This window comes from Paenibacillus pasadenensis (genome assembly GCF_002864175.1).
GTDB lineage: Bacteria > Bacillota > Bacilli > Paenibacillales > Paenibacillaceae > Paenibacillus_O > Paenibacillus_O pasadenensis.
The window spans coordinates 2622239-2648217 of sequence record NZ_NFEZ01000004.1; the positions used below are offsets into that span (position 1 = coordinate 2622239).

Sequence of the window (25979 nt, forward strand, 5' to 3'; positions counted from 1 at the left end):
TTAATCATTAACCTCGTTAAAATTGGATGGGATTAATTCGATGCCGAGGAAAGGATTGCGGGCCGAACATGCATTCTGTACAATAGAAAGACTTGAAGCAAAGAGCGGAGGGAAGACCATGAACCGATGGACGGGAAGAGCGGACAGCCTGGACGACTGGCTGCTGGAGCTTCGGGATGACCCCGAAATCATGGAGCATGTGACCCATTGGCAGACGATTCCGGCGCGCGAGGCGCGGACGCGTCCGTTCCCGGACGAGCTGCATCCGAAGCTCGCCGAGGCGCTGCGGTGCAAGGGCATCGAAGCGCTGTTCACCCATCAGCATGACGCTTACCGGCATGTGCGCGCGGGCAGGCATGTCGTCGCCGTGACGCCGACGGCCTCCGGCAAGACGATGTGCTACAACCTGCCGGTGCTGCAGTCGCTGCTCGAGGACGATGCGGGACGGGCGCTCTACTTGTTCCCGACAAAAGCGCTGGCGCAGGATCAGGTGGCGGAGCTGCAGCAGCTCGCCGACCGGATGGAGGTCGAGCTCAAGACGCATACGTATGACGGGGACACGCCGCCGCAGGTGCGCCAGGCGATCCGCAATGCCGGCCATATCGTCGTGACGAATCCCGACATGCTGCATTCGGCGATCCTGCCGCATCATACGAAGTGGGTCAAGCTGTTCGAGAACATCCGCTACATCGTCATCGACGAGCTGCACGCCTACCGCGGCGTGTTCGGCAGCCATGTCGCCAACGTCATCCGCCGGCTGCTCCGCATCTGCCGCTTCTACGGCTCGGAGCCGCAGTTCATCTGCGCCTCGGCGACGATCGACAATCCGCAGGAGCATGCCGAGCGGCTGCTCGGCTGTCCGGTCGCGCTCGTCGACGACAACGGCGCGCCGATGGGAGAGAAGCATTTCATCTTCTACAACCCGCCGGTCGTCAACCAGCAGCTCGGCATCCGTCGCAGCAGCGTGCTCGAGACGCGCAAGCTGGCGGCGCGCCTGCTCCAGCAGGGCGTGCAGACGATCGTGTTCGCGCGCAGCCGCGTGCGGGTCGAGCTGCTGCTGACGTATTTGCAGGACGCGGTGCGCGGCAAGCTGGACGACCGGACGATCCGCGGCTACCGCGGCGGCTATCTGCCCAAGCTGCGGCGCGAGATCGAAAAGGGGCTGCGCACGGGTGAGATCCGCGGCGTCGTCAGCACGAACGCGCTGGAGCTCGGCATCGACATCGGCCAGCTGCAGGCTTGCGTCATGAACGGCTATCCCGGCACGGTGGCGAGCACCTGGCAGCAGTCGGGGCGCGCCGGGCGCAGGCAGACGAGCTCGGTGACGTTCCTCGTCGCCAGCAGCAATCCGCTCGACCAGTACATGGTCCAGCATCCGGACTTCTTCTTCAGCGCTCCGCCGGAGCGCGCGCTCATCCATCCCGACAACCTGCTCATCCTCATCGACCATGTCAAATGCGCCGCCTACGAGCTCCCGTTCCGCGCGGGCGACACGTTCGGCGGCGAGCGGCTCGAGGACATGCTCGAGTTCCTCACGGAGGAAAAGGTGCTGCATCACGTCAAGGACCGCTGGTATTGGATGGAGCAGAGCTTTCCCGCGCACGGCATCTCGCTGCGCTCCGCCGCGCAGGAGAACGTCGTCATCATCGACCTCAGCGAGGGCAGCCGCGTGCTCGGCGAGGTCGACCGCTTCAGCGCGCCGACGCTCGTGCACGAGGAGGCGATCTACATCCACGAGGGCGTGCAGTACCAGGTGGAGAAGCTCGACTTTCCGGAAAAGAAAGCCTATGTGCGCCGCGTCGACGTCGACTACTATACGGATGCGAGCCTCGCGGTGGAGCTCAAGGTGCTCCATGCGGACAAGGAGCGGACGAGCGGCCGGCTGCGGCTGCAGTACGGAGAGGTGACGGTCAACGCCAAGCCGACGATCTTCAAGAAGATCCGGCTGCGGACGCACGAGAACATCGGCTCCGGTCCGATCCATCTGCCCGAGGAGGAGCTGCACACGAGCGCCTACTGGTTCAGCTTCAGCCCGGAGGCGGCCGAAGGGATGAACGCGAACGACATGCAGTTCGCGCTGCTCGGCCTGGCGAACGTGCTCGTGCATATCGCCCCGCTCTATCTGATGTGCGATCCGCTCGACATCCGCGTCGTGCCGCAGGTCAAGGCGGTGCATACGCAGCTGCCGACGATTTATTTCTACGACCGCTATCCGGGCGGCATCGGCCTCGCGGAGCGGCTGTACGCGGTGCATGACGAGCTGCTGGCCCGCGCCAGCGGATTGATCGCCTCATGCGGCTGCCTGAGCGGCTGTCCGGCCTGCGTCGGGCCGATCGAGGAGGTCGGGCTGCTTGGCAAGCGGCAGGCGCTGCAGCTCATCGGACAGGCGGTGCGCCCATGAGCTCGCTGCGGGATCGGATGAACCGGCTGCGCGGCGTCAAGCCGGCGGAGGAGCAGGAAGCATCGCCCGACCGGTCGGAGCAGGAAGCGGCGGCGGAGTGCCTGGCCGCTGCCCACCGCTGCGAAGAAGGCGATGCGGGCCCGGGCTGGGCGGAGCTCGGCGTGCGGCTGCATGTCAATGAATTCGGCGAATGCCTCGAGCGCCGGCTGCGGCTGCCGCTGACGCATCGCAGCGGCCATCACCGGCTGCAGGAGTGGACCGATGCCTGCGCCCGGCTGGCCGCTTTTCATCCGGAGGCGGGGGCGGCGCCGCTGCCGGGCGACGTGCTGTTCCTCGACCTCGAGACGACCGGGCTCGGCGGCGGGACCGGCAACGTGCCGTTCATGACGGGGCTCGGCTACTTCGAGGCGGACCGTTATGTCGTGCGGCAATTCCTGATCCGCCATCCGGCGGAGGAGCGGGCGATGCTCGCCGAGCTGGAGGCGCTGCTGCCGCGCTTCCGCTGGCTCGCCACGTACAACGGCCGCTCGTTCGACTGGCCGCTCGTGCAGACGCGCCTCATTTTGAACGGCCTCGGCCGCTCGCTGCCGGAGCTGCTGCATCTCGACTTCCTCCATCCGTCGCGCAGCATCTGGAAAAACACCCTCGCCTCCTGCCGGCTGAGCCATGTGGAGGAGGAGCGGCTCGGCATCTTCCGCGAGGACGACGTGCCGGGCTCGATGGCTCCGACGCTGTACTTCCGCTATTTGGCGGAAGAAGACCCCTCCGTGCTCGAAGGCGTGTTCCGCCACAACGAGCAGGACATGGTGACGCTGGCCTGCCTCGGCATCCGCTTCGGCCGGCTGCTCGCCGGCGAGGCCGGAGCGGCTTTTCCGATGCCGGACGCCGGCGAGGAGCTGCTGCGGACCGGCCTTTGGCTGGAGCGGATGGGCGAGGCCGAGGAGGCGGAGCGGCTGTACGGGCGGCTCGCCCGCCTCGGCGCCTCCCCGGACGTCCTGCACGGGCTCGCGATGAGGGACAAGAAGGCTGGCAATTGGGAACGCGCTGTGGTATTGTGGCAACGAGCCGCGGCCGGGGGCGCGGCGAGAGCCGTCCCCGACTGGCGCCCGCATGTCGAGCTGGCCATGTACTACGAGCACAAGGCCAAGGACAGCCTGGCTGCGCTGCTGCTGGCGGAGGAGGCGCTCGGCCTCGCCTCCGCGCATCCGCTCCAGAGGCGCGATTCCCGGCGCCGAGCGGAGCTCGAGGAGCTGCGCAAGCGCCGGGACCGCCTGCTCCGCAAGGCGGGGGCGGCATCAGACAGGGGGGCGGAAGCATGACGAACGAGACGGCGAAGCTGGAGCTTCCCGGACTGCGCCGGCCGGACCGGCCGATATCCGGCTTGTTGCTGGATCTGGACGGCACGATCTACCGCGGAGACGAGGCGATCGAAGGGGCGCCGGAGCTGATCGGATCGCTCCGCGCCGCGAGCATTCCTTATTTGTACGTGACGAACAATTCCTCGGCCAGCCCCGAGGACGTAGCCGAGCGGCTGCGCCGGATGGGCATTCCCGCCGAGGCGGACGAGGTGTGCACCTCCGCCCAGGCGGCGGCCGCGCATGCGGCGGAGCTGTATCCGGGCGGCCGCGTGTTCCTAATCGGCGAGAGCGGCTTGTCCGAGGCGCTGCTGGCGGCCGGACTGACGCTCGCGGACGAGGGCGCGGACGTGGTCGTGCAGGGCATCGACCGCGACTTTACATACGGCAAGGCGGCTGCCGCCGTGCGCGAGCTGCTCGGCGGGGCAGGCTATATCATGACCAATCCCGACCTGCTGCTGCCCTCCAAGGGCGGCCTGTTTCCCGGGGCGGGCTCGATCGGCGCGATGCTGCGCGCCGCGTCCGGCGTGGAGCCGGTGCTGATCGGCAAGCCGTCTCCGGTGCTGATGGACTACGCGCTGGAGCGGCTCGGACGGCCCGCGGACGAAGTGTGGGTCGTCGGCGACAATGTTGCGACCGACATCGCTTCGGGCGAAAGCTCGGGCTGCCGGACGATCCTCGTCCTGACGGGGCTTACGGATGCCGAGAGCTATGCGCGCTACGCCGAGGCGGCGGGCGTCCAGCCGTTCGCCTCCTGCGAGGGGCTCGCCGAGCTGTCCGCGTATATAACGCGCGGGAACGGGACATAAGAACGGGACGCGAAGTCCCTACACCATGAGGAAGGATGCGAAGCCAACCATGCCGGAATATCCCGAGATGGATCGATACCGCGTGCTGCTGTCGGACGCCTTGGCGGGGCAGAAGATCGTCTCCGCCGAGGTCGGCCGCGAAAAATCGCTGAATGTTCCCGCCGATGAGTTCATCCGCCGCGTGCAAGGACGCGCGGTCTGGTTCGTCGAGCGCCGGGGCAAGCATCTGCTGCTGCATCTGGACAGCGGCGAGCGCCTGCTCGCGCATCTGATGCTGGGCGGCTGGATGTTCTACGGCTCGGAGGAGGAAAAGCCGGACCGGACGGTGCAGGTGCGGCTCGGCTTCGAGCGCGGCAATCTGTACTTCATCGGGCTGCGGCTCGGCTATCTGCATCTGCTGAGCGCGCGCGAGGCGGAGGCGAGGCTCGCCGAGCTCGGTCCGGAGCCGCTCGATCCGAAGCTGACGGAGGAGCGGTTCGCGCAGCGGCTGCTCGCCAAAAAGCGAAGCGCGCTCAAGTCGGCGCTCGTCGACCAGAGCGTGCTGGCCGGCATCGGCAACTGCTACGCCGACGAGATCGCCTGGCAGGCGGAAGTGCGGCCGGGCGCGCGCATCGGCTCGCTGGAGCCGGCGACGCTGTCGAGGCTCTACGCGTCGACGCAGGCCGTGCTGACCGAGGCCAAGACGCTCGGCGGCTACATGGAGCATCCGTTCCGCGCCGGCGACGAGACGACGGGCGGCTACAACAGCCAGTGCAAGGTGTACGACCGGCCGGGCGAGCCTTGCCTGCGCTGCGGCACCAAGATCGTGCAGGAGGAGCAGTCGTCGCGCAAGGTGTTCTTCTGTCCGAGCTGCCAAAAGGAGCATTGACGATGAGCCGCTTCGGCAGGCTCGGCTGCCATGTGAGCACGCGCGGCGGCTACCGTGCGGCGGCCGAACGGGCCGCGGCGATCGGCTGCGGCTCGTTCCAGTATTTCCCCAAAAATCCGCGCTCGCTCGGCGTCAAGGCGTTCGATCGCGGCGATGCGGGCCGCTGCCGCGAGTTTTGCGTCGAGCGGGGCATCGATTCGATCGCCCATTCGCCGTATCCGTGCAATTTGGCTTCGGCGGATGCCAGCACCCGCGAGCGGACGGCGCTCTCGCTGCTGAACGATCTCGACATCGCCGAAAGCTGCGGATCCTCGGGCGTCGTCGTGCATTTCGGCGTCTACAAGGACGGCGACCCGCTGGAAGGGTACAAGCTGATGATCCGCACGCTCGACTTCATCACCGAGCGCTGGGACGGCCGCTGCCGGCTGCTGATCGAGAACCAGGCGGGCAACCACGGCTTCATGGGCATGACGATGGAGGAGCTGGCGCAGGTGCTGGCGCTATGCCGCGAGCCGGACAAGCTCGGCATCTGCATCGACAGCTGCCATCTGTTCGCGAGCGGCGTCTGGGACGGCGGCGAGCAGCCGACATGGTCGGTCTCCGCGGCCGGAGCCGCGGCGCGGGGGCAGGTGCGGGCGCTTCATCTCAACGGCTCGGTTTACCCGTCCGGCTCGCGCAAGGACCGGCACGCCCGGATCGGCGAGGGCGAGCTCGGACTGGCCGGGCTCGGCTGGCTGCTGCGCCATTTTCCCGGCGTGCCTGCCGTGCTGGAGACGAGCCAGGACGACGGCGGCGGCTACGAGGGCCAGCTGGAGAGGCTGCTCGGCGCGGAAGCGGAGGGCCGGCGATGAACCGCTGCGGCAAGACGATCGACCGTGAGGAGGGATGCCCATGACGGCTGTCATAGAGCTGGACCGGCTGCATCTGCAGCGGGACCAGCGGACGATTTTGAACGAGGTCAGCCTGCGGATCGGCCGCGGCGAGCAGTGGGTGCTGCTCGGCCGCAACGGCTCGGGCAAGACGACGCTGCTCGAGATGATGACCGGCTATCTGTTCCCGACGAGCGGCACGCTCGACGTGCTCGGCTTCCGCTATGGGGAATGCGACGTGCGCGAGGTCCGCAAGCGGATTGGTTATATCAGCCAGTCGCTGCTCGAGAAGCTGGCGCTCGCCGATCCCGTCTGGGAAGTCGTGGCGACGGGCGAATACGCTTTCCTGCGCTTTTATCAGGAGATCGACCCCGCTGTCAAAAGCAAGGCGCTCGCCCAGCTCGAGCGGGCGGGGCTCGCCCATGCCGCCGAGCAGCCGCTCGGCACGCTGTCCCAGGGCGAGCGCAAGAAGGTGCTGCTCGCCCGCGCCCTCATGAGCTCGCCGGAGCTGCTCATTCTCGACGAGCCGTGCTCCGGTCTCGATCTGCATGAGCGGGAGAAGCTGCTGGCGTCGATCGCCCGGCTGACGGACGAGCGGATGACCGTGCTGTATGTGACTCACCATATGGAAGAGATCCTGCCGCTGTTTACCCATGTGGCGCTGCTGCACGAGGGCAGCCTGCTTCATGCAGGCCCCAAGGAGCAGGTGCTGCGGAGCGACGTGCTCTCGCAGGCGTACGAGGCGCCGATCGAGGTGGATTGGGATTACGGCAGGCCATGGATAAAAGTAAGAGCGGATGGTGTAGAGAATTGACCGTTTGGATAGGTACCGCCAACAAGCAATACGCCTCCTATGCGATGGAGGAGCTCCGCCGGCAGTTCGAGGGCATGTCGCTCTCGCAGCTGTCGCCGGGCGAGACGTTTCTGATGCAGCTGCCGCAAGGGCGCGATGAGGTGCTGGAGTCGATCCAGGCCCGCAAGCCGATCTTCCTGCGCCATCTGCAGCCGGTCGACGCGTCGCGCGCGATGTCGCTCGACGCCGACGACCTCGACTGGCTGAGCGACTGGCTGCGGCTCGCGCGCGGCCAGCTCGCCGGCCAGCGGGTCGGCGTCCATATCCGCAAGGCGGAGGGCAGCCCGTTCCCTTATTCCGCCGCCGACGCGCGAGCCGTGCTCGACGCCGTGCTGGCCGAAGCGGGAGCGGAGCCGGCGCACAAGCAGCCGGATGCGCTCGTCGCCGTCTACGCGGCGCGCGATACGCTGTATGCGGGCATCGGCACGCCGCAGGAGATGCTGAGCGACTGGCCGGGCGGAGCCGTCCGCTTCCAGCGCGAGGACGGCCAGATTTCGCGGGCCAAGTTCAAGCTGCTCGAGGCCGAGCGCGAATTCGGGCTCGACTACTCGCGATACTCGCGGGCGCTCGACATCGGCGCGGCGCCGGGCGGCTGGACGTCGCTGCTGCTCGAGCGCGGGCTCAAGGTGACGGCGGTCGACCCCGCCGAGCTCCATCCCTCGCTGCAGGCGTACCGGACGCTGACCGTGCTGCGCAAAAACGCCTCCGAGGTCAAGTTCGCCCCGGGCAGCTTCGATCTGCTCGTCTGCGACATGAGCTGGAGCCCGATGCAGATGTGCCGACTCGTGCTCGATCTCGCGCCGGCGCTGCAAAGCGGAGGCACGGCGATCGTCACGATCAAGCTTATGCACCGCAAGCCGCTGCAGACGATCCGCGAGGTGATGCAGCGCTTCGGCGAGGCGTTCGAGATCGTCGGCGCGCGCCAGCTTTTCCACAACCGGGAGGAAATGACCCTCTGCATGACGAAACGATAAATAATAAGAACGGCATCATTCAAACGGGAAAGCATCCCGCATGCCGGCAGACTCTCTATGGGGAGAAGTCTGCCTGCGGCGGGATGCTTTTTTTCATTCGGGAAAGGGGAAACGGCATGCTGCGGAAGAAAGACGGAAGACGGACGGGGCTGGCGGCGGAGACGGAGGCGCTCGGCCAGCGGGAGGAAGACGGCTGGCTGCAGCCCGGCGACGTGCAGGGAGGCCGCTACCGCATCCTCAGCCTGCTCGGCAAAGGAGGCATGGGGGAAGTGTATGCGGCCGAGGATCTGCGCCTCGGGGGCGCGCTGCGGGCGCTCAAGCTGAAGCCGGCCGGAAGCTGGAGCGAGCGTCCGAGCGCCGACGAGGCGAGGCTGCAGATGAAGCTGGAGCATCCGCATCTGCCGCGGCTGTACGATTATTTCCCTGCGGAGGGAGGACAGCCGGAAATGCTCGTCATGGATTATATCGAAGGCTGCACGCTGGAGGAGGAGGCGCGGGCCAGGCCGGACGGCTATACGGCGCTAGAGGCGGCCGCCGCGGCGCTGCAGCTGTGCTCCGCGCTCGCCTACCTGCACGAGCAGCGTCCGCCGATCATCCATCGCGACCTCAAGCCGGCCAACGTGATGGCCGCGCGCTCCGGGAAGCTCATGCTAATCGACTTCGGCATCTCCCGCCGCTTCTCGCCCGAAGCGGCGTCCGACACGACGCAGCTCGGCACGCCCGGCTATGCGGCGCCGGAGCAGCTCGCCGGCGAGCAGAGCGATGCCCGCACCGACATGTACGGGCTCGGCTGCCTGCTCGTGCGCCTCATGCGCGGCGCGCTCCCTGGACGGCGCGGACACGAGGGGCGGGCGAGGGAGCTGCCGTACTGGCTGACGCGGCTGCTGGAGGAGGAGCGCGGCCGCCGCTACGCCAGCATGCGCGAGGCGGAGGCGGCGATCCGCAGCTGGCTGGAGGCGGAGGGAGAGGCGCCGGCGGCCGGCGGCCTGCCGTCGTTCGCCGCGCCGACAGCCGCCTTCCCGGCGGGGCTGCCGCGCGTCGCGGCGCCGGGCAGGCTCTCCGTGCTGTCGCTGTCTCCGGGCAGCGGAGCGACGTTCGTCTGCCTCATGCTGGCGCGGCTCGCCGCCGAGCGCGGCTGGCCGGTGCAGGCGGCCGAGCTCGACGGCGTCCGTCCTCATTGGCGGACGCTGCTCGGAGCGCCGGAGCCGCTGCCCGCCGCGCTCGATCCGCGTTTCGGCCGCTGGCTGCAGGACGGCGTCGAATGGCTGCCGCGGCTGGCTGCCGCACCAGGGCTGGAGCGGGACGAGGCGGCGGCGAGGCTCGACCTCATGCTGAGAAGCCGCGCCGGGGCGCTGCAGCTGCTCGACTGGTCTTCCGGGTGGACCGGGGACGAAGCGCTGCGAACCGTCGCCGCCTCGGCGGCCGTCATCGTCGTCGCCGATCCCGATCCGTCCCGCTGGAGCCGCGAGCGCCTGCAGCGGCTGGAGGAGCTGACCGCCCGGCTCGGACCGGACCGCATGCGCTGGGTCGCCAACAAGGACGTCCGCTTCGCGGGAAGGCGCGAGTGGCTCGACCTGCTGCCGGCCCGGCCGGACGCCCAGATGCCGTTCCTGGAGCCGGAATCGTGGTACGAGCTGCTCTGGCAGGGCTTCCCGCTGCCGCGGCGCGGAGCGGCGGCAGCGGCGGTGCGCGGAGCGTTGTCGCCGCTTCTGGAGCGTCTCGCCGCGAAGCTGCACTTTTAGCTCGGGAGGGGGAGCCAAGAAGGGGCGGTTTATGGTACAATCACCTATTAGGGGCCGCTGATCCGGTTTCCTTCGCATTTCAAAGGAATGGAGAAATCAACCACTCATGAGCTTACTCACCGTAGAAAATTTATCGCATACATTCGGAGACCGCATCCTGTTCAAGGAGGTCTCCTTCCGCCTGCTCGCAGGCGAGCGGGTCGGCCTGGTCGGCGCCAACGGCGCGGGCAAGTCGACGCTGATGAACATCCTGACCGGCAAGCAGCTCAAAGACGAGGGCCGCGTGGAGTGGACGCCGAAAATCCGCTACGGCTACCTCGATCAGCATACGAAGCTCGAAGCCGGCAAGACGATCCGCGACGTGCTGCGCGACGCCTTCGCGCCGCTGCTCGTGCTGGAGCAGGAGCTGTCCGAGGTGACGGCCGCCATGGGCGAGCCGGACGCCGACCTGGACGCGCTGCTGGAGCGCATGGGCGAGATCCAGGAGGAGCTGGAGATCGGCGACTACTACATGCTCGACGTCAAGGTCGAGGAAATGGCCAACGGCCTCGGACTGAACGCGATCGGCCTCGACCGCGACGTCACGGCGCTGAGCGGCGGCCAGCGCACCAAGGTGCTGCTCGCCAAGCTGCTGCTCGAGAAGCCGACGGTCCTACTGCTCGACGAGCCGACGAACTATTTGGACGAGGAGCATATCACCTGGCTGGCGGGCTATCTGCGCAACTATCCCAACGCCTTCCTCCTGATTTCTCACGATACGGGCTTCATGAACTCGGTCGTCAGCGTCATCTATCATCTGGAGTTCGCGCGGCTGACCCGCTATACGGGCAACTACGAGAAGTTCCTCGAGATGGCCGAGCTGAATAAAGCCCAGCATCTGGGCGCATACGAAAAGCAGCAGGACTTCATCAAGAAGCAGGAGGACTTCATCCAGCGCAACAAAGCCCGCGCGTCCACCTCGGGCCGGGCCAAGAGCCGGGAGAAGCAGCTCGACCGGATCGAGCGCATCGACAAGCCGGAGGAGGCCGCCAAGCCGACGTTCAAGTTCAACGAAGGGCGCACGAGCGGCAAGACGATCTTCGAGGCCAAGGGGCTGCGCATCGGCTACACGAAGCAGCTGCTGCCGGAGATGGACATGCTGATCGAGCGCGGCGACAAGATCGCTATCGTCGGCTGCAACGGCGTCGGCAAGTCGACGCTGCTCAAGACGATTCTCGGCCGCATCGAGCCGCTCGGCGGCGAGGTGTATCGGGGCGACTACCTGCTGCCGGCCTACTTCGAGCAGGAGGCCAAAGCTCCGACGATGACGCCGCTCGACGACGTCTGGAACGAGTTCTCGGGCATGAACCAGCATGAGGTGCGCGCGGCGCTCGCCCGCTGCGGCCTCAAGAACGAGCATATTACCCGCGCCCTCAACCAGCTGAGCGGCGGCGAGCAGGCCAAGGTCCGGCTGTGCAAGCTGATGCTGCGCGAGAGCAACTGGATTCTGTTCGACGAGCCGACGAACCATCTTGACGTCGTCGCCAAGGCCGAGCTGAAGCGCGCCCTCGAAGGGTATCGCGGCACGGTCGTGCTCGTCTCGCATGAACCGGATTTCTACGAGAGCTGGGTGACCAAGACGTGGGACGTCGAATCGTGGTCGCTCAAGCAGGCTCAAAGCTAGCTATCCAACCGGAAAGCAGGTGACATCCAAGAATGAATGAACGCGTCCTGGTAATCGAAGACGAAGAGAGCATCGCCCGCATCCTCCAGCTCGAGCTGGAGCATGAAGGCTATGAGGTCGGACATGCCGCGGACGGCCGCAGCGGCTTCATGCAGGCGACCTCCGGCGAGTGGGACCTCGTCCTGCTCGACGTCATGCTGCCAGAGCTCAACGGCATCGAGGTGCTGCGCAGGCTGCGGCAGGCCGGCAATCCCATTCCCGTCATTCTCATCACGGCCCGCGATACGGTTCCCGACAAGGTAAGCGGCTTTGAGCACGGAGCGAACGACTACGTGACCAAGCCCTTCGCCATGGAGGAGCTGCTCGCGCGCGTGCGCAACCTGCTCCGCATTTTCCAGCAGAATCCCAAGGAATCCGAAGGCTCCGACCTGCTCAAGATCGGCGATCTGACGGTCGAGCTCCGCACCCGCAAGGTGTTCCGCAAGGAGCTCGCGATCGATCTGACGCCGCGGGAGTTCGAGCTGCTCGTCTACCTCGCCCAGCATAAAAACGAGGAGAAATCCCGCGAGGAGATCCTCTCCGAGGTGTGGGGCTACGACTTCATGGGCGAGACGAATCTCGTCGACGTCTATATCCGCTACTTGCGCCAGAAGCTCGACAAGGGCTTCCGCCACAAGCTGATCCATACGGTGCGCGGCGTCGGCTACATGATGAAGGAGCCGGAGGCATGACCCTCCGCAAGCGATTCACGCTTTTCACCATCTTTTGGCTCATCTTCATCCTGATCCTGTTCAACATCTTCGTCTATCTGTTCATGACCAAGATCACGACCCGCAGCGAGCAGCAGGTCATGACGAACAAGGTCAACCTGATCCTCGAGAACAACAAGATCATGGACAAGGACCATCTGTCCGACGAAGGCCTGCTGCGGGAGTTCTACAACGTTAACGAGCTGATCCGCATCATCACGCCCGACGGCAAGACGGTCAACCTGCAGGGCTCCGACACCGACCTGCTCGCGCTGCCGGTCAAGTTCGAGCCGTACCATGTGCAGGGGGAGATGTTCGTCGGCAGCACGCGCGTCCTGTACATGAAGGTGCCGCTGTACGAGGATTCGGAGATCATCGGCATGCTTGAGATCGAGCGCAAGCTGAACCTGCAGGACAGCTACATGAAGGTGCTCGTCGCCGCGCTGTCGGTGACGAGCATCGGGGCGATCCTGTTCGCGATCTTCGGCACATTCTGGTTCACCTCGCGCCTGACGGCGCCGATCCAGCACATGGTGCAGACGATGCGCGAGATCGACCGCAGCGGCAAGCTGCGCAAGATCGAGATCGGCGACAAGGAGGAGTCGGCGGAGCTGCTGCAGCTTATCCGCGCCTTCAACCAGATGATCGAGCGGCTCGACCGCACGTTCGCCCGTCAAAAGCAGTTCGTCGCCGACGCCTCGCATGAGCTCAAGACGCCGCTGACCGTCATCAGCAGCTACGCCGGCATGCTCAAGCGCTGGGGCCGCGACGACGTGAAGATCCGCGACGAGGCGATCGAGGCGATCGCCAAGGAGTCGGAGCGGCTGCAGAACCTGACGAAGTCGATGCTCATGCTCGCCGAGGCGGAGCAGGAGGACTGGCTCAGCCTGCAGACGTTCGACGTCGTGCAGATGGTGGACGAGCTGGCTTCGATGCTGCAGCTGACGTTCCAGCGCCAGATCCGCGTCCATACGTCCGCCGGAGGGCTGCGGATGTCCGGGGACAAGGACAAGATCCGCCAGCTGCTCGTCATCCTGCTCGACAACGCGATCAAGTACAGCAAGGAGCCGATCGACGTCACGGTCAGCTCGGTCAAGCAGTCGGTGCGCATTCATGTGACCGACAAGGGCATCGGCATCGAGGAGAACGAGATTCCGCATCTGTTCGAGCGCTTCTACCGCGTCGACGGCGCGCGCCGCCGCACGACCGGCGGCGTCGGACTCGGCCTGTCGATCGCCAAGCGCATCGTCGACCTGCATGAAGGCCAGATCGACGTGTTCAGCAAGCCCGGCAAGGGCACGACGATTACGCTGCAATTTCCGCAGACGCTCAAAAACACGTCCGGCCGCTGAGCGGCCAGACGTGTTTTTTTGCGCCGGCGCCTGAACGCCTGGTGCCCAGAAACGCCTGATGCCCAAAACGCCCAAACGCCTGGCGCCTGAGCGCCTAATGCCCAAAGCGCCTGTCGGCGCACGCAAAAAGCCTCCGGGCGCCAGCTTGCAAAAGCTGGGCGCCCGGAGGCTTCGATGCGAAGTCTTCGATGCGAATTACAGCACGCGTTTGGCGGTCACATAATGCTTGTTCCAGTACGAGGTGCCGAGACTGGAGACGGTGACGCCCGTCTTGCCGTATGTATGCAGGATCTTGTTCGAGCCGGCGTAGATGGCCACATGGCCGATGCCTTTGCCGTTGCTGTTCGTGAAGAATACGAGATCGCCTTTGCTCAGGTAGCCGCGGGCGACCTTATCGCCCTTTTGCGCTTGCTGCGACGACGTGCGGGGGAGCGTGATCCCGTTTTTCTCGAAGACGTATTGAGTGAACGAGGAGCAGTCGAACGCGTAGGTGACGCCGCTCGGGGCTCCGAGCCGGTAAGGAACGCCAAGGTACTGCTTGCCGTAATCGAGAAGCTTCTCCGACTCAGGCGTAGCGGCCGAAGCCGTTTGAAGCGATCCGATATGGATGCCAGCCACGCCGATAGCAGCACAGAGGCTGAGGCGGGCGATCGTTTTTTTCCAGTTGCTCTTGCGCATATCTTGTGGTGTCCCTCCATCATGGTGTACGGTGTACTAGGGTGTTTTTCGACTGAGGCTACTATACCATACGGGGAGCAGCCTAATTTCTGCCAGTAAGAGCAGGATTCCTGTTCTGGCGCGATTCCCCCGTCAATATGAGAACTTCGTGAGAATCTTCTCATGAAGGCGTTTCAAGGAGGCGATTTGCGGTGAAAGTGAGAGTTTCGGCGGTTCAATACCGCTTGGAGGATATCGGCAGCTTCGAGGAATTCGCCGCCCAGGCGACGCATTACGTGCGCAATGCTTCGGAATATGGCGTGCAGATGCTGCTGTTTCCGGAGTTTCTGACGACCCAGCTGCTGTCGATCGGAGACGAGCAGGGAAGGCCGCTCGGCATCGGCCGCCTGCCGGAGTTCACCGAGCGCTACGAGCAGCTGTTCCAGGGACTGGCGGCCGAGTACGGCATGCACATCGTCGGCGGCACGCATGTCGTCCGCTCGGACGACGGCAAGCTGCGCAACACCGCTTATCTGTTCTACCCGGACGGCGGCATCCGCACGCAGGCCAAGCTCCATCTGACGCCGACCGAGGTCGAGGAATGGAACATGGCTCCGGGCGACGGGCTGGAGGTGTTCGAGACGCCTTTCGGCACGATCGCGATGCTGACCTGCTACGACATCGAGTTTCCGGAAATCGTGCGCATGGCGCGGGCCAAGGGCGCCGACGTCATCTACTGCCCGTCCTGCACCGACGACCGCCACGGCTTCTACCGCGTCCGCTACTGCGCGCATGCGCGGGCGGTGGAGAACCAGGTGTACATCGTCACGACCGGCACGACCGGCTCGCTGCGCCGCGTCGACTTCATGCGCGCCAACTACGGACAGGCCGCCGTCCTTACGCCCAACGACATTCCGTTCCCGCCGCGGGGCATCCTGTGCGAGGGCGACGACAATCAGGACATGCTGATCGTCGCCGATCTCGACCTGCAGCTGCTGGAGGACGTGCGCCGGGCCGGCTCGGTGACGACGTGGCGCGACCGTCGCACCGATCTTTATCCGGACTGGTTCTGACCTGAAAGGAGCGGCTGACGCGACATGAACAAGACGCTTTACGTCCTTCACGAGGGCAAGCCGGTCGAGACGGCCATCCGCCGCTATCGGCTCGAGGATGCCGAAGGGCTGATCGAGGCGCAGCGGCTGAGCTTTCCGCCGCCTTATCCGCAGGAGCTGCTCTGGACGCGCCCGCAGCTCGCCGAGCATGTCCGCCGTTTCCCGGAAGGGGCGCTGTGCGCCGAGGTCGGCGGCGTCATCGTCGGCTCGATGACCGGGATGAGGCTTCATGCCGCGAGCGGCGAGCATCGCAGCTGGGCGGAGGCGACCGGGGACGGCAGCCTCTCGACCCATGAGCCGGATGGCGAGACGCTGTATGTCGTCGACATCTGCGTCGTGCCGGAGTACCGCAAGAGCGGCATCGGCCGATGGCTCATGCAGACGATGTGCGAGACGGTCGTCCATCTCGGCCTGGAGCGGCTGCTCGGCGGCGGCCGCCTGCCGGGCTATCACCGCCATGCGGCGGAGATGAGCGCCGAAGCCTATGTCGACGCCGTCCTGCGCGGAGAGCTGCAGGATCCGGTGATGAGCTTCCTGCTGCGCTGCGGGCGGACGCCGGCCGGCGTCGCCGCGAATTATTTGGACGACGAGGAATCATGCGGCTATGCCGCGATGATGGAATGGCGCAATCCGTTCTATTCCCGCAGATGAAGACGAACTTGACGAACAAGGAGAGCGATGACATGGACTACTACCGCATCACGTCGATCGAGGACGAGAACTTCCCCAAGCTGCACCGCCTGCTGCAGGACGTGTTCCCGCCGGAGGAGGTGCTCGCCTACGAGCTGTGGGCGGAGCCGCTTCAGGATCCGGGCATCCACGTCTGCGTCGCCCTGCATGACGGGGAGGCCGTAGGCGCGACCGAATACCGCTATTATCCTCAGCTGCGCGTCGCGATGACCGATTTCACGATCATCGGCCGTCCCGGCCTCGGCGTCGGACGGTTCCTGCTGCGCAGCCGGGAAAAGGAGCTCGCCCGCCTGGCGGCCGAATCCGGCACGGAGCCGATCGGCATGTTCGCGGAGATCTACGATCCGTACCGCACGGAGCATGGCTTTGGCGGAGCCGATCCGATGAATCCGATCGTGCGCCGCGAGGTGCTGTCCCATATCGGCTACAAGCGGCTGGAGCTCGACTACGTGCATCCTTCCTGGGATCTGCAGGGCGGGGCGGTGAGCGGCCTCGACCTCGGCTTCCTTCCGAAGGACGAGGAGCTGGACGGCATCTCCGGCGCGCTGGCGGCGCAGTTCCTCGAGACCTACTATTCGGCGATCGAGGCCAAGCCGGCGGAGTGGTACGACATGGTGGCGGGGCTGAAGCGGCAAGAGCGCGTCGCCCTGCTCCCGCTGTAGCGATGGGCGCGACCGAAGCCGGGGCTCCGGGCCCGCTCGAGCTCCGTTTTCTCGGCACGAGCGACTCGATGGGCGTGCCGCGCGTTTATTGCAGCTGCACGGTCTGCAAGGAGGCCCGCGAGACGGGCTTCAACCGCCGGCTGCGCTCGTCGCTGCTGCTGGACGGACTCGATGCGGACGGAGGAGCGACGCTGATCGACTGCGGTCCCGATTGGGGACGGCAGATGGAGGCCGCCGGACTTCGCTCGGTGCGCCGCATTCTGATCACGCACGCGCATTTCGATCACATCGGCGGGCTCGTCGAGTGGGCGGACGCCTGCCGCTACGAGGGCCGAAAAGGCACGGCCTACGCACCGGCAGAGGTCATCCTGACGATCCTCGACCGCTTTCCGTGGCTGGAGCGCTGGATCGACTTCATGCCTTGCGACGAGCCGCTGCGCCTCGGCAGCTGGACGATCCGCTGCTGGCGCGTCCATCACGGCTACAACGGCTATTCCTACGCCTACCGCTTCGACCAGGAGGAGACGGCAACAAGCTGGGCGTACTGCTCCGATGCGATCGGCCTCGACGACGGCATGAAGGCTCCGCTTCGCGGCTGCCGGCTCGTCATCCTCGGCACGAATTTCTACGAGGAGCCTCATCCGTACGAGACGCGCTCCGTCTACGACGTGAAGGAGGCGATCGAGCTGCAGCGGGAGCTGCGTCCCGGCGAGCTGCTGCTGACCCATCTCTCGCATGACATCGACCTGATGCGCGACTACGGCTTGCCGGCAGGAATGGCGTTCGCCGAGACCGGCTTGACGAGACGGCTCGGAGGATCGGCGAAGCCGGAGTAGGCGGCGCCCCATGCGCCCGCGGCCGTTCCGCGCTGGAGTTGAATAGGCAAAGAGCCCATCCGCAGCCGGCGGATGGGCTCTTTGCATGGACGCAGCTTGCAGGCGGCCGGTCCGGATAATGCGGCCTTCCGCCGATAGGGCGGGCTTAGGCCCGGCAGCCGGTTCGGACCCTCGCTTGCCGCCTGTAGGCGCGGCGGTCCCGAGGAGAATCAGCCGGCCGGCTGCCGGCCGGAGTCCGGCTGGCCTTGCGAATGGCGGTACAGGCGCGCGTAGTAGCCGCCTTTGCCGAGCAGCTCGCCATGCGAGCCGGACTCGACGATGCTGCCGCTGCGCATGACGAGGATGCGGTCGGCGTTCATGATCGTCGACAGCCGATGCGCGATGACGAGCGTCGTCCGTCCTGCGGAGACGGCGGCGAGCGCCCGCTGCACCATCTGCTCGGTGCTGGAGTCGAGGTTCGCCGTCGCTTCGTCGAGAATGAGGATCGACGGGCGGAAGACGACGATGCGGGCGAAGCTGATCAGCTGGCGCTCTCCGGCCGACAGGCCGCTGCCTTTTTCGCTCAGCATCGTCCCGTAGCCGTCCGGCAGCCGTCGGATGAGGCGGTCGGCGCCGACGAAGCGGCATGCCTCGCGCGCCTCCTCCTCGGAAATCGACGGATCGAACAAGCGCACGTTGTCGAGAATCGATCCGGAGAACAGATACGGCTCCTGCTGCACGAGCCCGACGATGCGCTGCAGGCGCGCGAGCGGGATATGGCGCACGTCGACGCCGTCGATCGAAACGGAGCCTCGCTGCACGTCATAGAAGCGGCAGAGCAGGCTGATGAGCGAGCTCTTGCCGGCTCCGGTCGTGCCGACGATGCCGATCGTCTCGCCGGGGGCGACGTCGAGGCTGACGCCCCGCAGCACGGGCTGCTGCGGATCGTAGCCGAACTCGACGTCCTGGAAGCGCACCGCTCCGGGACCGATCCGCTCGAGCTCGGCGGCGTCCGCGGATGCGTCTTCCGGCAGCGCCGAGCGGGTCTGGAACAGCTTCCAGATGCGGTCCATCGAGACGGAGGCGGCCTGCAGCGTGTTCCACTGCTGGGTGATCGAGTTGATCGGCTGGAAAAACTGGCGGATGTACGTGATGAACGCGTACAGGACGCCGAACTCAAGCCCTTCCCCGTAGACGGCCCGACCGCCGAGCCAGGTGACGAAAGCGACCGACAGGTTGCCGAGCAGGTCGAACGAGCGGTTGAACAGCACGTTCGTGCGGATCTCCCGCAGGTTGGCCTCGTAATACGAGCCGTTGCGCTCCTCGAACTGCCGCTGCTGCTCGCGCTCCTGGCGGAACGCCTGCACGAGGTTCATGCCGCTCAGATTCTCCGCCGTGAAGGCGATGAGCCGCGACAGCCGGGTGCGCGACTGCTGGTACGTCCGGCGCATGTAGCCGCGGAATCCGGCCGCGATCAGCGCGATCAGCGGCAGCAGCAGCAGGCTGTAGCCGGCCAGCACTGGATCGAGCTGGAACATGAGGAACAGGATGAAGACGAGCGTCAGCCCGTCGCGGAACAGGCTGAGGCATACCTGCGTGAAAAACTGGCTTACCGTCTCCGTATCGCCCGACATATGCGTGACGAGGCTGCCGCTGGACATGCGGTCGTAAAAGGACGGCGAAAGGCGCGACAGATGGCGGAACAGATCCTTGCGCAGCTTGGAGACGATGCCTTGCCCGGCCCGCTGGACGAGCAGGCTCTGCCAGTAGCTGAAGGCGAGGGCGAGCAGCGACAGCGCCAGGTACAGCCCGGCCAGCAGCAGGACGGGGCCGAGCTCGCCGCTGCCGCCCATCAGATGGTCGTCGATCGCGATTTTCACGAGGAACGGCTGCAGCAGATCCGCGGAGATCGCGATGACGGTGCAGGCGACGACGCCGGCGAACGTCTTGCGGTACGGCTTCGCATAGGAGAGCAGGCCGCGCCAGGCGGTCCGCTCGGCTCCATCCGGCGCGGAGCCGGAGGCAGGCGGGGAATCCTGCCGGTCCTGCCTGCGCTCCTGCCTGCGCTCCTCCGCGTCCGGCTCAGGCGCCTTGTCCGCCATGGTCCATTCCTCCTTTCTGCAGCGACGCCAGCTCGGCATACCAGCCGTCTTCGCGCAGCAGCTGCTCATGCGTGCCGCGCTGGACGACGCGACCTTCGTCCAGCACGACGATCTCGTCGGCATGCTGGATCGCGCTGATGCGATGGGCGATGACGAGCGTCGTCCGGCCTGCGCGCACGCGGCGGATGCTCGACACGATGGCCGATTCCGTCTCCGCGTCGACGGCGCTCACGCTGTCGTCGAGGATGAGCAGCGGCGCTTCCTTGACGAGTCCTCTCGCCAGGCTGGCGCGCTGGCGCTGCCCGCCCGACAGCGTCACGCCGCGCTCGCCGAGCCGCGTGCCGAAGCCTTCCTTGAACTGCCGCGCCTGCTCGTAGATCATCGCCTGGCGGGAAGCGCTCTCGATTTCGGACTCGGTGGCGTCCCGCTTGGAAAAGGCGATATTGTCCCCGAGCGTCGTGCTGAACAGGAACCCGTCCTGCGGCACGTAGGCGATCGAGCCGCGCAGCGAGCGCAGCGTCACGTCCCGGATGTCGGCCTCGCCGATCCGGATCGCGCCTGCGGGAGGCTCCATCATGCGCAGCAGCAGCTTGGCGAGCGTCGTCTTGCCGCTGCCGGTACGCCCGATGAGAGCCGTCGTGCGGCCGTGCCGGATGTCGAGGTCGACGCGGTCGAGCGCCGGCCGCGAGGAGCCGGGATAGCGGTACGTCAGGCCGCGGACGGCGATGTCCGCCCGCTGCGGCAGCTCGACGGCCTGCGGCGAATCCTCGATGTCCGGCCGGCTCGCGAGCAGCTCCTGGATGCGCTCGAGGCTGGCGCGCGAGCGCTGCATCGTGTTGATGACGTTGCCGATCTGCTGGAGCGGATTGATCATGAGCCGCACGTACAGCGTCAGCGAGACGTACATGCCGACGGTGATGCCGCCGGAGAGCGCATGGTAGCCGCCAGCGGCGAGCGTCACGACGAGCGACGCGGAGCCGAGGAACGGCAGCAGCGCCTGGAACAGCGAGCTCAGCCGCACGAGCTTCAGCTGGCTGCCGTAGACGCCGTCGACGCGGGCGCCGAAGCGGGCTTCCATCATCGGCTCCACGGCGAACTTCTGCGTGACGCGCATGCCGCCGATCTGCTCCTCCGCGGATTCGGTCATGGCGGCGAGCTCCTCTTGGGCGTGCCGCGAGCGCTCGCGGATGCGCGGGCCGAAGTAGACGACGATCGGGGGGATGAGCAGCAGCGGAGAGACGCAGACCGCGACGAGCCCGAGCGGCAAGCCCGACAGCGCCATCATGACGACGGCGCTGCCGAGCAGGATGACGGCGTTGGCCGTCTGGTTGAAGCCGGCGGAGATCGCCTCCCGCACCGACTTGACGTCGTTCAGCACGTAGCTGAGCATGCTGCCGACGCCGTGCTTGGCATAATACGCCTCGCTGAGGCGCGTGAACTGCTTGAACAGCCTCTTGCGCGTCAGCCGCTCGAAGTTTCGTCCAAGCCTCATGATGAGGTATTGGCCGGAGCCGGCGAGCGAGCTGTAGAGCAGGGCGATGCCGGCGAGCATCAGCGCGGAGCGGCTGATCAGCACCGGCGTCAGCGCCTCCTGCTGCAGCCGGTCGGTGAATTCGCCGAGCACGCGAGGGTACAGCGACTGGACGATGTTGCCGAGCGCGATGGCCAGCAGCGCCGCGCCGTACAGCGGCGCCTTGGCGGCCAGATACGGGCGCAGCAGGCGTTCCTTCATCCTGGGCATTCCTCCTCGGGATAAGGTTTCCTCGCCTTCATTATACCTCCAACCGAGCCGCGCAGAACGTTTTAGTACCAAAATAGTGCCTGGGGAGCAAAGGTTGACTTTTGCCCGAGAACCTGGGTAGGATAAGGGAAGGCCGATTCCGATCGACTTTTGTCCACTTTTCCGAAAAGGGGAGCTATTGATGACCCAGGGTGTTCAGATCTCGTAATTTCATAGGACTGCCTTCGATTTGCCTGCCGGCGCAAGCGCCGTCTTTCCGCAGGCTTTTTCGAAGCGGTCCATGATCGAGCTCTGAACCGAAGGATCCTCCCTGACCATAGACGGATATTCCGTCCGATTCCGCCGCCTGCTTCTTTCAGCGGGCGGCGCGCGGACGGCCATCCGCTGCGAGACAGGAATGGAGCGCTTCTGCGTTCCGTTCCTGTCTTTTTTGCGTTCCGGCGAGAGGATGAGGCGGACGGAATCGGCTTGTCCAACCTTCGGAAGTCCGTTTTACCCATCGAATGTCCCTATTTTTGCTTCGAGGAGGCCAATTCCTATGAACCACGCATCGATGATGCGCCTTGACTATAGCTTCATTCAGCAACAATTGCTTGACCTCGCCGTATCCGAGCCTGGCCGCCGGCTGGCGGAGCGGCATGTCCCGACGGCTTCGCTCCGTCAGGCGGAAGCGTGGCAGGAGGAGACGGCGGAGGCCGACGCGCTGCTGCGCGCCGGCTCCAGCGTGCCGCTGTCTGCGATGGAGGGCATCGGCTCGTTCCTGGCGCTGCTCGGCAAGGGACGGATCTATGACGAAAAGGAGCTGTCCGGCCTGTCGTCCTGGCTCGGCTCCATCGCGCAGATGAAGCGGTACATGGCCGCCAAGCGCGAGCTCGCTCCGCGGCTGTCGGGTTATGCCGACTCGATGCGCGACTGTCCCGTCCTCAAGGAGGAGATCGACCGCTGCATCCGCGGCGGCTGGCTGCTCGACCATGCTTCGCCCGAGCTGTCGCGGATCCGCCGCAGCGCCCAAGTAGCCGAGGACCGCATCCGCCGCAAGCTCGACGCGGCTCTCGTCAAGTACAAGAGCAGCCTGCAGGACGCGATCGTCAGCCGCAGGGGCGACCGTTTCGTGCTTTCGGTCCGCAGGGATCAGCGCCGGCTCGTGCCGGGAACGGTGTGGGACGAATCGGCGAGCGGACAGACGCTGTTCATCGAGCCGTCAGACGTCGCCGACCTGCAGGCGGAGCTGGCGATGTGGAAGCAGGAGGAGGAGCGGGAGCGCACGCGCATCCTCTCCGTGCTGTCGTCGATGGCCGAAAGCCATGCCGAGCCGCTGACGGTCAATCTGGAGGCGATGGCGCTGTTCGACTTCATTCTTGCGCGCGGCAAGCTGTCCCGCTCCTATGACGGCACTCGGCCGCGGCTGCGGTCCGAGCCGATCGTCCGGCTGCGCGGCGGACGCCATCCGAAGCTCGGAGCGCAGGCGGTGCCGATCGACGCGGAGCTCGGCGGCGGCTGGGACCAGCTTTGCATCACCGGACCGAATACCGGCGGCAAGACGCTCGCGCTGAAGACGATCGGCCTGTTCGCGCTCATGGCGCAGGCGGGGCTGCTCCTGCCGGCGGAGGAAGGCAGCGAGTTCGGGCGGTTCGACGACATTCTCGCCGACGTCGGAGACGGGCAAAGCATCGAGCAGTCGCTCAGCACGTTCTCGTCGCATCTGGCCATCCTGGCCGAGATCCTCGCGGCGGCAGGAAGCTCCACGCTCGTCCTGCTCGACGAGCTCGCCGCCGGCACCGATCCGGAGGAAGGCATCGCGCTGTCGGTCGCGGTGCTTGAGGAGCTGGGAGCGAGAGGGACGAAGGTCGCCGTAACGACTCATTTCAACGAAATCAAGGCCTACGCTTCGCGGACGCCGCGCTGCATGAACGCGCGGATGGCGTTCGACGCCGAGACGCTGCGGCCGCTGTACCGGCTCGAGCCGGGCGAGGCGGGAGACAGCTATGCGCTGTCGATCGCGAGGCGGTACGGCTTGCCGGAAAGCCTGCTCGCGAGGGCGGAGGAGCTGAAGCGCGGCGGAGCTCGGCCGGATGCGGCGGCGTCCGGAGGGGAGCGTCCACAATCCCAGGCGGACAACGGCCGCAAGCCGTCGGCGTCTCGCGAGGAGCGCCGGCCAGAGCGAGGCGGGCAGCCGGACGCCGTGCAGGGGACGCCTGCTGCCGGATCGGACCTCCATGCGCCGAAGGCGGGCGGCAATGCGCGCGAGCCGGAGCCGCTGCGCGGCTCCAAGCCTGCTCCGAAGCCCAAGGAATTCACGGTCGGGGATTGCGTGTGGATCCATCCGCTCAAGCGGACGGGGATCGTGTACCGGGAAGCGGATGCGAGAGGGGAGGTGGTCGTGCAGGTGAAGCAGGAAAAAAGGACGTTCAACCGCAAAAGGCTGTCCCTCTATATTGGCAGGGACAGCCTCTATCCGGGCGCGGATTACGATATGGACATCGTGTTCGACAGCAAGGAGAACCGCAAGGCGAGGCATCGGATGTCGCGCAAGCATGTGCCCGGGCTGCAGATCGAGACGCCGGGCGGCGACGAGTGATCGGATGCGCTGGCGATCGGTTCAGCCGGATGTCTCCATGACGAGCAGCCAGCCTTGGCGCAGCGACACTCTGCCCGTCTGGCCGTCCAGCGCGTTGCTGATGCCGAGCGACTGCCCGATGCGCAGCTCGGCTTCGCGCAGCGGATAGCGGAATCCTTCCAAAGTGATGCCGGAGGCCGTCTCGCCGAGCGGCAGCAGCGAGACATGGGGGAAGCGGCTGCGTTGCAGATGCAGCGACTGTCCTCCGCGCATCAGGCGGATGCGGTTCGTCTCGTCCTCGATCGTCGTCTCGACGCCGCGCTCCGCCGCGAGCCGAAGCAGATGCACGTTGGCGAGCGAATGGTCGAAGCGGCTGCCGAGCGCGCCGACGATCAGGATGGACGCCGGATCGAGGTCGAGCGCGCGCCTCAGGGCGAGCTCGGTGTCGGTATAGTTTTTGTCGATCGGATCGAACGAGGCCAGCTCGGCGCTCCCCGCCTCGATTTCGGCCAGCTCGTCCTCCTGCACGGAGTCGAAATCCCCGAGCGACAAATCCGGCCGGATGCCCGAGCGGATGAGGAACAGCGCTCCCGCGTCGGCGCCGATGATATAGTCGCCGGGTCGAAGCAGGCCGGCCGTCCACGGTCCGAGGCTGCCGCCCGTTACGATGGCGACCCGCTGCAGCTGCTGCGGCATAGGCTCATTCCTTCCTGTATGTACTGCGGCCCATTATAGCGCGGGGAACGTGCAGCCGCAATCCGGTTGCGGGATAGCCCTCCCCCGGCTATTATAGGTAGGATAGTTGCGGCATCATAGATACGGGGGCGTAATCGACTTGTACACAGAGATTTTCGCGGTATTCAGCATCATCGGCACGATCGCCTTCGCGGTCAGCGGCGCGATCGTCGCCATGGAGGAGGAGTACGACATCCTCGGCGTGTTCGTGCTGGGGCTGGTCACGGCGTTCGGAGGCGGCGTCATCCGCAATCTGCTCATCGGCATCCCGGTGACGACGCTCTGGACGCAGGGGCTGCTCATCAAGATCGCGCTCGCCTCGATGACGATCATCTTCCTGCTGCCGGTCAGCTGGATCCAGCACTGGCGCAAGGCGGAGGCGCTGTTCGACGCGATCGGGCTGTCGGCCTTCGCCATCCAGGGGGCGCTCTACGCCACGGAGATGAAGCATCCGCTCAGCGCCGTGCTTGTGGCCGCGACGCTGACCGGCATCGGCGGCGGCATCATCCGCGACCTGCTGGCCGGGCGCAAGCCGCTCGTGCTGCGGGACGAGATCTATGCCGTCTGGGCGATTCTCGGCGGAGCGGCGATCGGGCTGGGATGGTTCAAAGGGACAGCGATGCTGCTCGTGCTGTTCGGGCTCATCATCGTCATGCGGATGCTGTCCGTCATCTTCAAATGGCGGCTGCCCCGCCGGTCGCTGCGGACGGCGTCGGCCGACCGCAGGGAAGGAGGGATGTTCTGATGGCGAGCAAGGTGAACGTCGTGTTCGTCTGCTTGGGCAACATCTGCCGCTCGCCGATGGCGGAGGCGGTGCTGCGCCATCTGGCCGCGCGGCGCGGACTGGAGCAGGCGGTCGTGGTGGACAGCGCCGGAACGGGCGACTGGCATCTCGGAGCCGTTCCGCATGAAGGGACGCGCCGCGAGCTCGACCGCGCGGGCATCTCTTATGAAGGGATGCGGGCGCGGCTCGTCGACCGCGACGATCTCGAGCGGGCCGACTATATCGTCGTCATGGACCGCGCCAACGAGCGCGACGTGCGGGAGCTGATCCGAGCCGGGGGCATCGTGCCGCAGGGCAAGCTGCTCCGCTTCATGGAGCTGCTGCCGGACGAGGAGCTCGACGGCGTGCCCGATCCGTATTATACGGGAGACTTCGAGCAGACAAGGAGGCTCGTCGCCGCGGGCTGCGAGGCGCTGCTCGACAGGATCGAGCGCGAGTTTTCAGCCTAGATCAAGCTGCGGCAAAAAAAGCGGGACGATAGCCGAACCA

22 protein-coding genes are annotated in these 25979 nt (G+C 66.1%); 18 read left to right on the forward strand and 4 right to left on the reverse strand.

The window, feature by feature from the left end; translation table 11 throughout:
- Positions 1-118: 118 nt before the first annotated feature.
- The 11 genes from B8V81_RS20870 to B8V81_RS20920 all read left to right on the forward strand — a co-directional run bounded on the left by B8V81_RS20870 (position 119) and on the right by B8V81_RS20920 (position 13635).
- Positions 119-2401, forward strand: a complete 2283-nt coding sequence (locus tag B8V81_RS20870) for a DEAD/DEAH box helicase (RefSeq protein WP_028597650.1) — start codon at positions 119-121, stop codon at positions 2399-2401.
- The gene (locus tag B8V81_RS20875) at positions 2398-3720 is read left to right on the forward strand and encodes a ribonuclease H-like domain-containing protein (RefSeq protein WP_101809112.1); all 1323 of its coding nucleotides are present in this window, start codon (positions 2398-2400) and stop codon (positions 3718-3720) included. The genes B8V81_RS20870 and B8V81_RS20875 overlap by 4 nt, the downstream gene beginning before the upstream one ends.
- Entirely contained in the window at positions 3717-4565 is an 849-nt protein-coding gene (locus B8V81_RS20880; RefSeq protein ID WP_101809113.1) for an HAD-IIA family hydrolase, read from the forward strand. Before B8V81_RS20875 ends, B8V81_RS20880 begins: the two co-directional genes overlap by 4 nt.
- 49 nt (positions 4566-4614) lie before the next feature.
- Positions 4615-5433 (forward strand): Fpg/Nei family DNA glycosylase, encoded by an 819-nt coding sequence (locus B8V81_RS20885; protein ID WP_101809114.1) that lies wholly within the window; start codon positions 4615-4617, stop codon positions 5431-5433.
- A gap of 2 nt (positions 5434-5435) precedes the next feature.
- Complete coding sequence (locus B8V81_RS20890; protein WP_101809115.1) at positions 5436-6284, forward strand: deoxyribonuclease IV; 849 nt, start codon at positions 5436-5438, stop codon at positions 6282-6284.
- 40 nt (positions 6285-6324) lie between these two features.
- On the forward strand, positions 6325-7116 hold the full coding sequence (locus B8V81_RS20895) for an ABC transporter ATP-binding protein (protein ID WP_101809470.1): 792 nt from the start codon (positions 6325-6327) through the stop codon (positions 7114-7116).
- Complete coding sequence (locus tag B8V81_RS20900; RefSeq protein ID WP_028597656.1) at positions 7113-8129, forward strand: SAM-dependent methyltransferase; 1017 nt, start codon at positions 7113-7115, stop codon at positions 8127-8129. The genes B8V81_RS20895 and B8V81_RS20900 overlap by 4 nt, the downstream gene beginning before the upstream one ends.
- Before the next feature lie 116 nt (positions 8130-8245).
- Positions 8246-9871, forward strand: a complete 1626-nt coding sequence (locus B8V81_RS20905; protein WP_180968501.1) for a serine/threonine-protein kinase — start codon at positions 8246-8248, stop codon at positions 9869-9871.
- Positions 9872-9977: 106 nt separating this feature from the next.
- The gene (locus B8V81_RS20910) at positions 9978-11534 is read left to right on the forward strand and encodes an ABC-F family ATP-binding cassette domain-containing protein (RefSeq protein ID WP_028597657.1); all 1557 of its coding nucleotides are present in this window, start codon (positions 9978-9980) and stop codon (positions 11532-11534) included.
- 32 nt (positions 11535-11566) lie between these two features.
- Positions 11567-12265 carry a response regulator transcription factor gene (locus B8V81_RS20915; protein WP_028597658.1) on the forward strand — a complete coding sequence of 233 codons (699 nt, stop codon included), beginning with the start codon at positions 11567-11569 and terminating at the stop codon, positions 12263-12265.
- The gene (locus B8V81_RS20920) at positions 12262-13635 is read left to right on the forward strand and encodes a HAMP domain-containing sensor histidine kinase (RefSeq protein ID WP_028597659.1); all 1374 of its coding nucleotides are present in this window, start codon (positions 12262-12264) and stop codon (positions 13633-13635) included. The genes B8V81_RS20915 and B8V81_RS20920 overlap by 4 nt, the downstream gene beginning before the upstream one ends.
- 195 nt (positions 13636-13830) lie before the next feature.
- Here the strand turns inward: B8V81_RS20920 and B8V81_RS20925 are convergent, their stop codons facing one another.
- Positions 13831-14313 carry a C40 family peptidase gene (locus B8V81_RS20925; protein WP_028597660.1) on the reverse strand — a complete coding sequence of 161 codons (483 nt, stop codon included), beginning with the start codon at positions 14311-14313 and terminating at the stop codon, positions 13831-13833.
- A gap of 191 nt (positions 14314-14504) precedes the next feature.
- On the opposite strand from B8V81_RS20925, the gene B8V81_RS20930 reads away from it, so the two are divergent.
- From B8V81_RS20930 to B8V81_RS20945, 4 genes are read left to right on the forward strand one after another with little or no spacing between them, the layout of a single operon-like run.
- Positions 14505-15365 (forward strand): carbon-nitrogen hydrolase family protein, encoded by an 861-nt coding sequence (locus tag B8V81_RS20930; protein WP_028597661.1) that lies wholly within the window; start codon positions 14505-14507, stop codon positions 15363-15365.
- A 24-nt stretch (positions 15366-15389) separates the two neighbouring features.
- Entirely contained in the window at positions 15390-16055 is a 666-nt protein-coding gene (locus B8V81_RS20935) for a GNAT family N-acetyltransferase (protein ID WP_028597662.1), read from the forward strand.
- A 32-nt stretch (positions 16056-16087) separates the two neighbouring features.
- The gene (locus B8V81_RS20940) at positions 16088-16756 is read left to right on the forward strand and encodes a GNAT family acetyltransferase (RefSeq protein ID WP_028597663.1); all 669 of its coding nucleotides are present in this window, start codon (positions 16088-16090) and stop codon (positions 16754-16756) included.
- A 2-nt stretch (positions 16757-16758) separates the two neighbouring features.
- Positions 16759-17592: an MBL fold metallo-hydrolase gene (locus tag B8V81_RS20945; RefSeq protein WP_028597664.1), complete on the forward strand. Its 834-nt coding sequence runs from the start codon at positions 16759-16761 to the stop codon at positions 17590-17592.
- Between the two features lie 209 nt (positions 17593-17801).
- Here B8V81_RS20945 and B8V81_RS20950 read toward each other — a convergent pair whose 3' ends face one another.
- Both B8V81_RS20950 and B8V81_RS20955 read right to left on the reverse strand, forming a co-directional pair.
- Entirely contained in the window at positions 17802-19673 is a 1872-nt protein-coding gene (locus B8V81_RS20950) for an ABC transporter ATP-binding protein (RefSeq protein ID WP_084136663.1), read from the reverse strand.
- On the reverse strand, positions 19654-21405 hold the full coding sequence (locus B8V81_RS20955; RefSeq protein WP_028597665.1) for an ABC transporter ATP-binding protein: 1752 nt from the start codon (positions 21403-21405) through the stop codon (positions 19654-19656). Before B8V81_RS20955 ends, B8V81_RS20950 begins: the two co-directional genes overlap by 20 nt.
- A gap of 547 nt (positions 21406-21952) precedes the next feature.
- On the opposite strand from B8V81_RS20955, the gene B8V81_RS20960 reads away from it, so the two are divergent.
- Positions 21953-23992, forward strand: a complete 2040-nt coding sequence (locus tag B8V81_RS20960) for an endonuclease MutS2 (protein WP_101809117.1) — start codon at positions 21953-21955, stop codon at positions 23990-23992.
- A 21-nt stretch (positions 23993-24013) separates the two neighbouring features.
- Here B8V81_RS20960 and B8V81_RS20965 read toward each other — a convergent pair whose 3' ends face one another.
- Positions 24014-24667, reverse strand: a complete 654-nt coding sequence (locus B8V81_RS20965; RefSeq protein ID WP_101809118.1) for a thiamine diphosphokinase — start codon at positions 24665-24667, stop codon at positions 24014-24016.
- Positions 24668-24800: 133 nt separating this feature from the next.
- Between B8V81_RS20965 and B8V81_RS20970 the strand changes: the two genes are divergently transcribed.
- Both B8V81_RS20970 and B8V81_RS20975 read left to right on the forward strand, forming a co-directional pair.
- Positions 24801-25451: a trimeric intracellular cation channel family protein gene (locus B8V81_RS20970; RefSeq protein ID WP_028597667.1), complete on the forward strand. Its 651-nt coding sequence runs from the start codon at positions 24801-24803 to the stop codon at positions 25449-25451.
- On the forward strand, positions 25451-25939 hold the full coding sequence (locus B8V81_RS20975) for a low molecular weight protein-tyrosine-phosphatase (RefSeq protein ID WP_101809119.1): 489 nt from the start codon (positions 25451-25453) through the stop codon (positions 25937-25939). Before B8V81_RS20970 ends, B8V81_RS20975 begins: the two co-directional genes overlap by 1 nt.
- Positions 25940-25979: the final 40 nt, after the last annotated feature.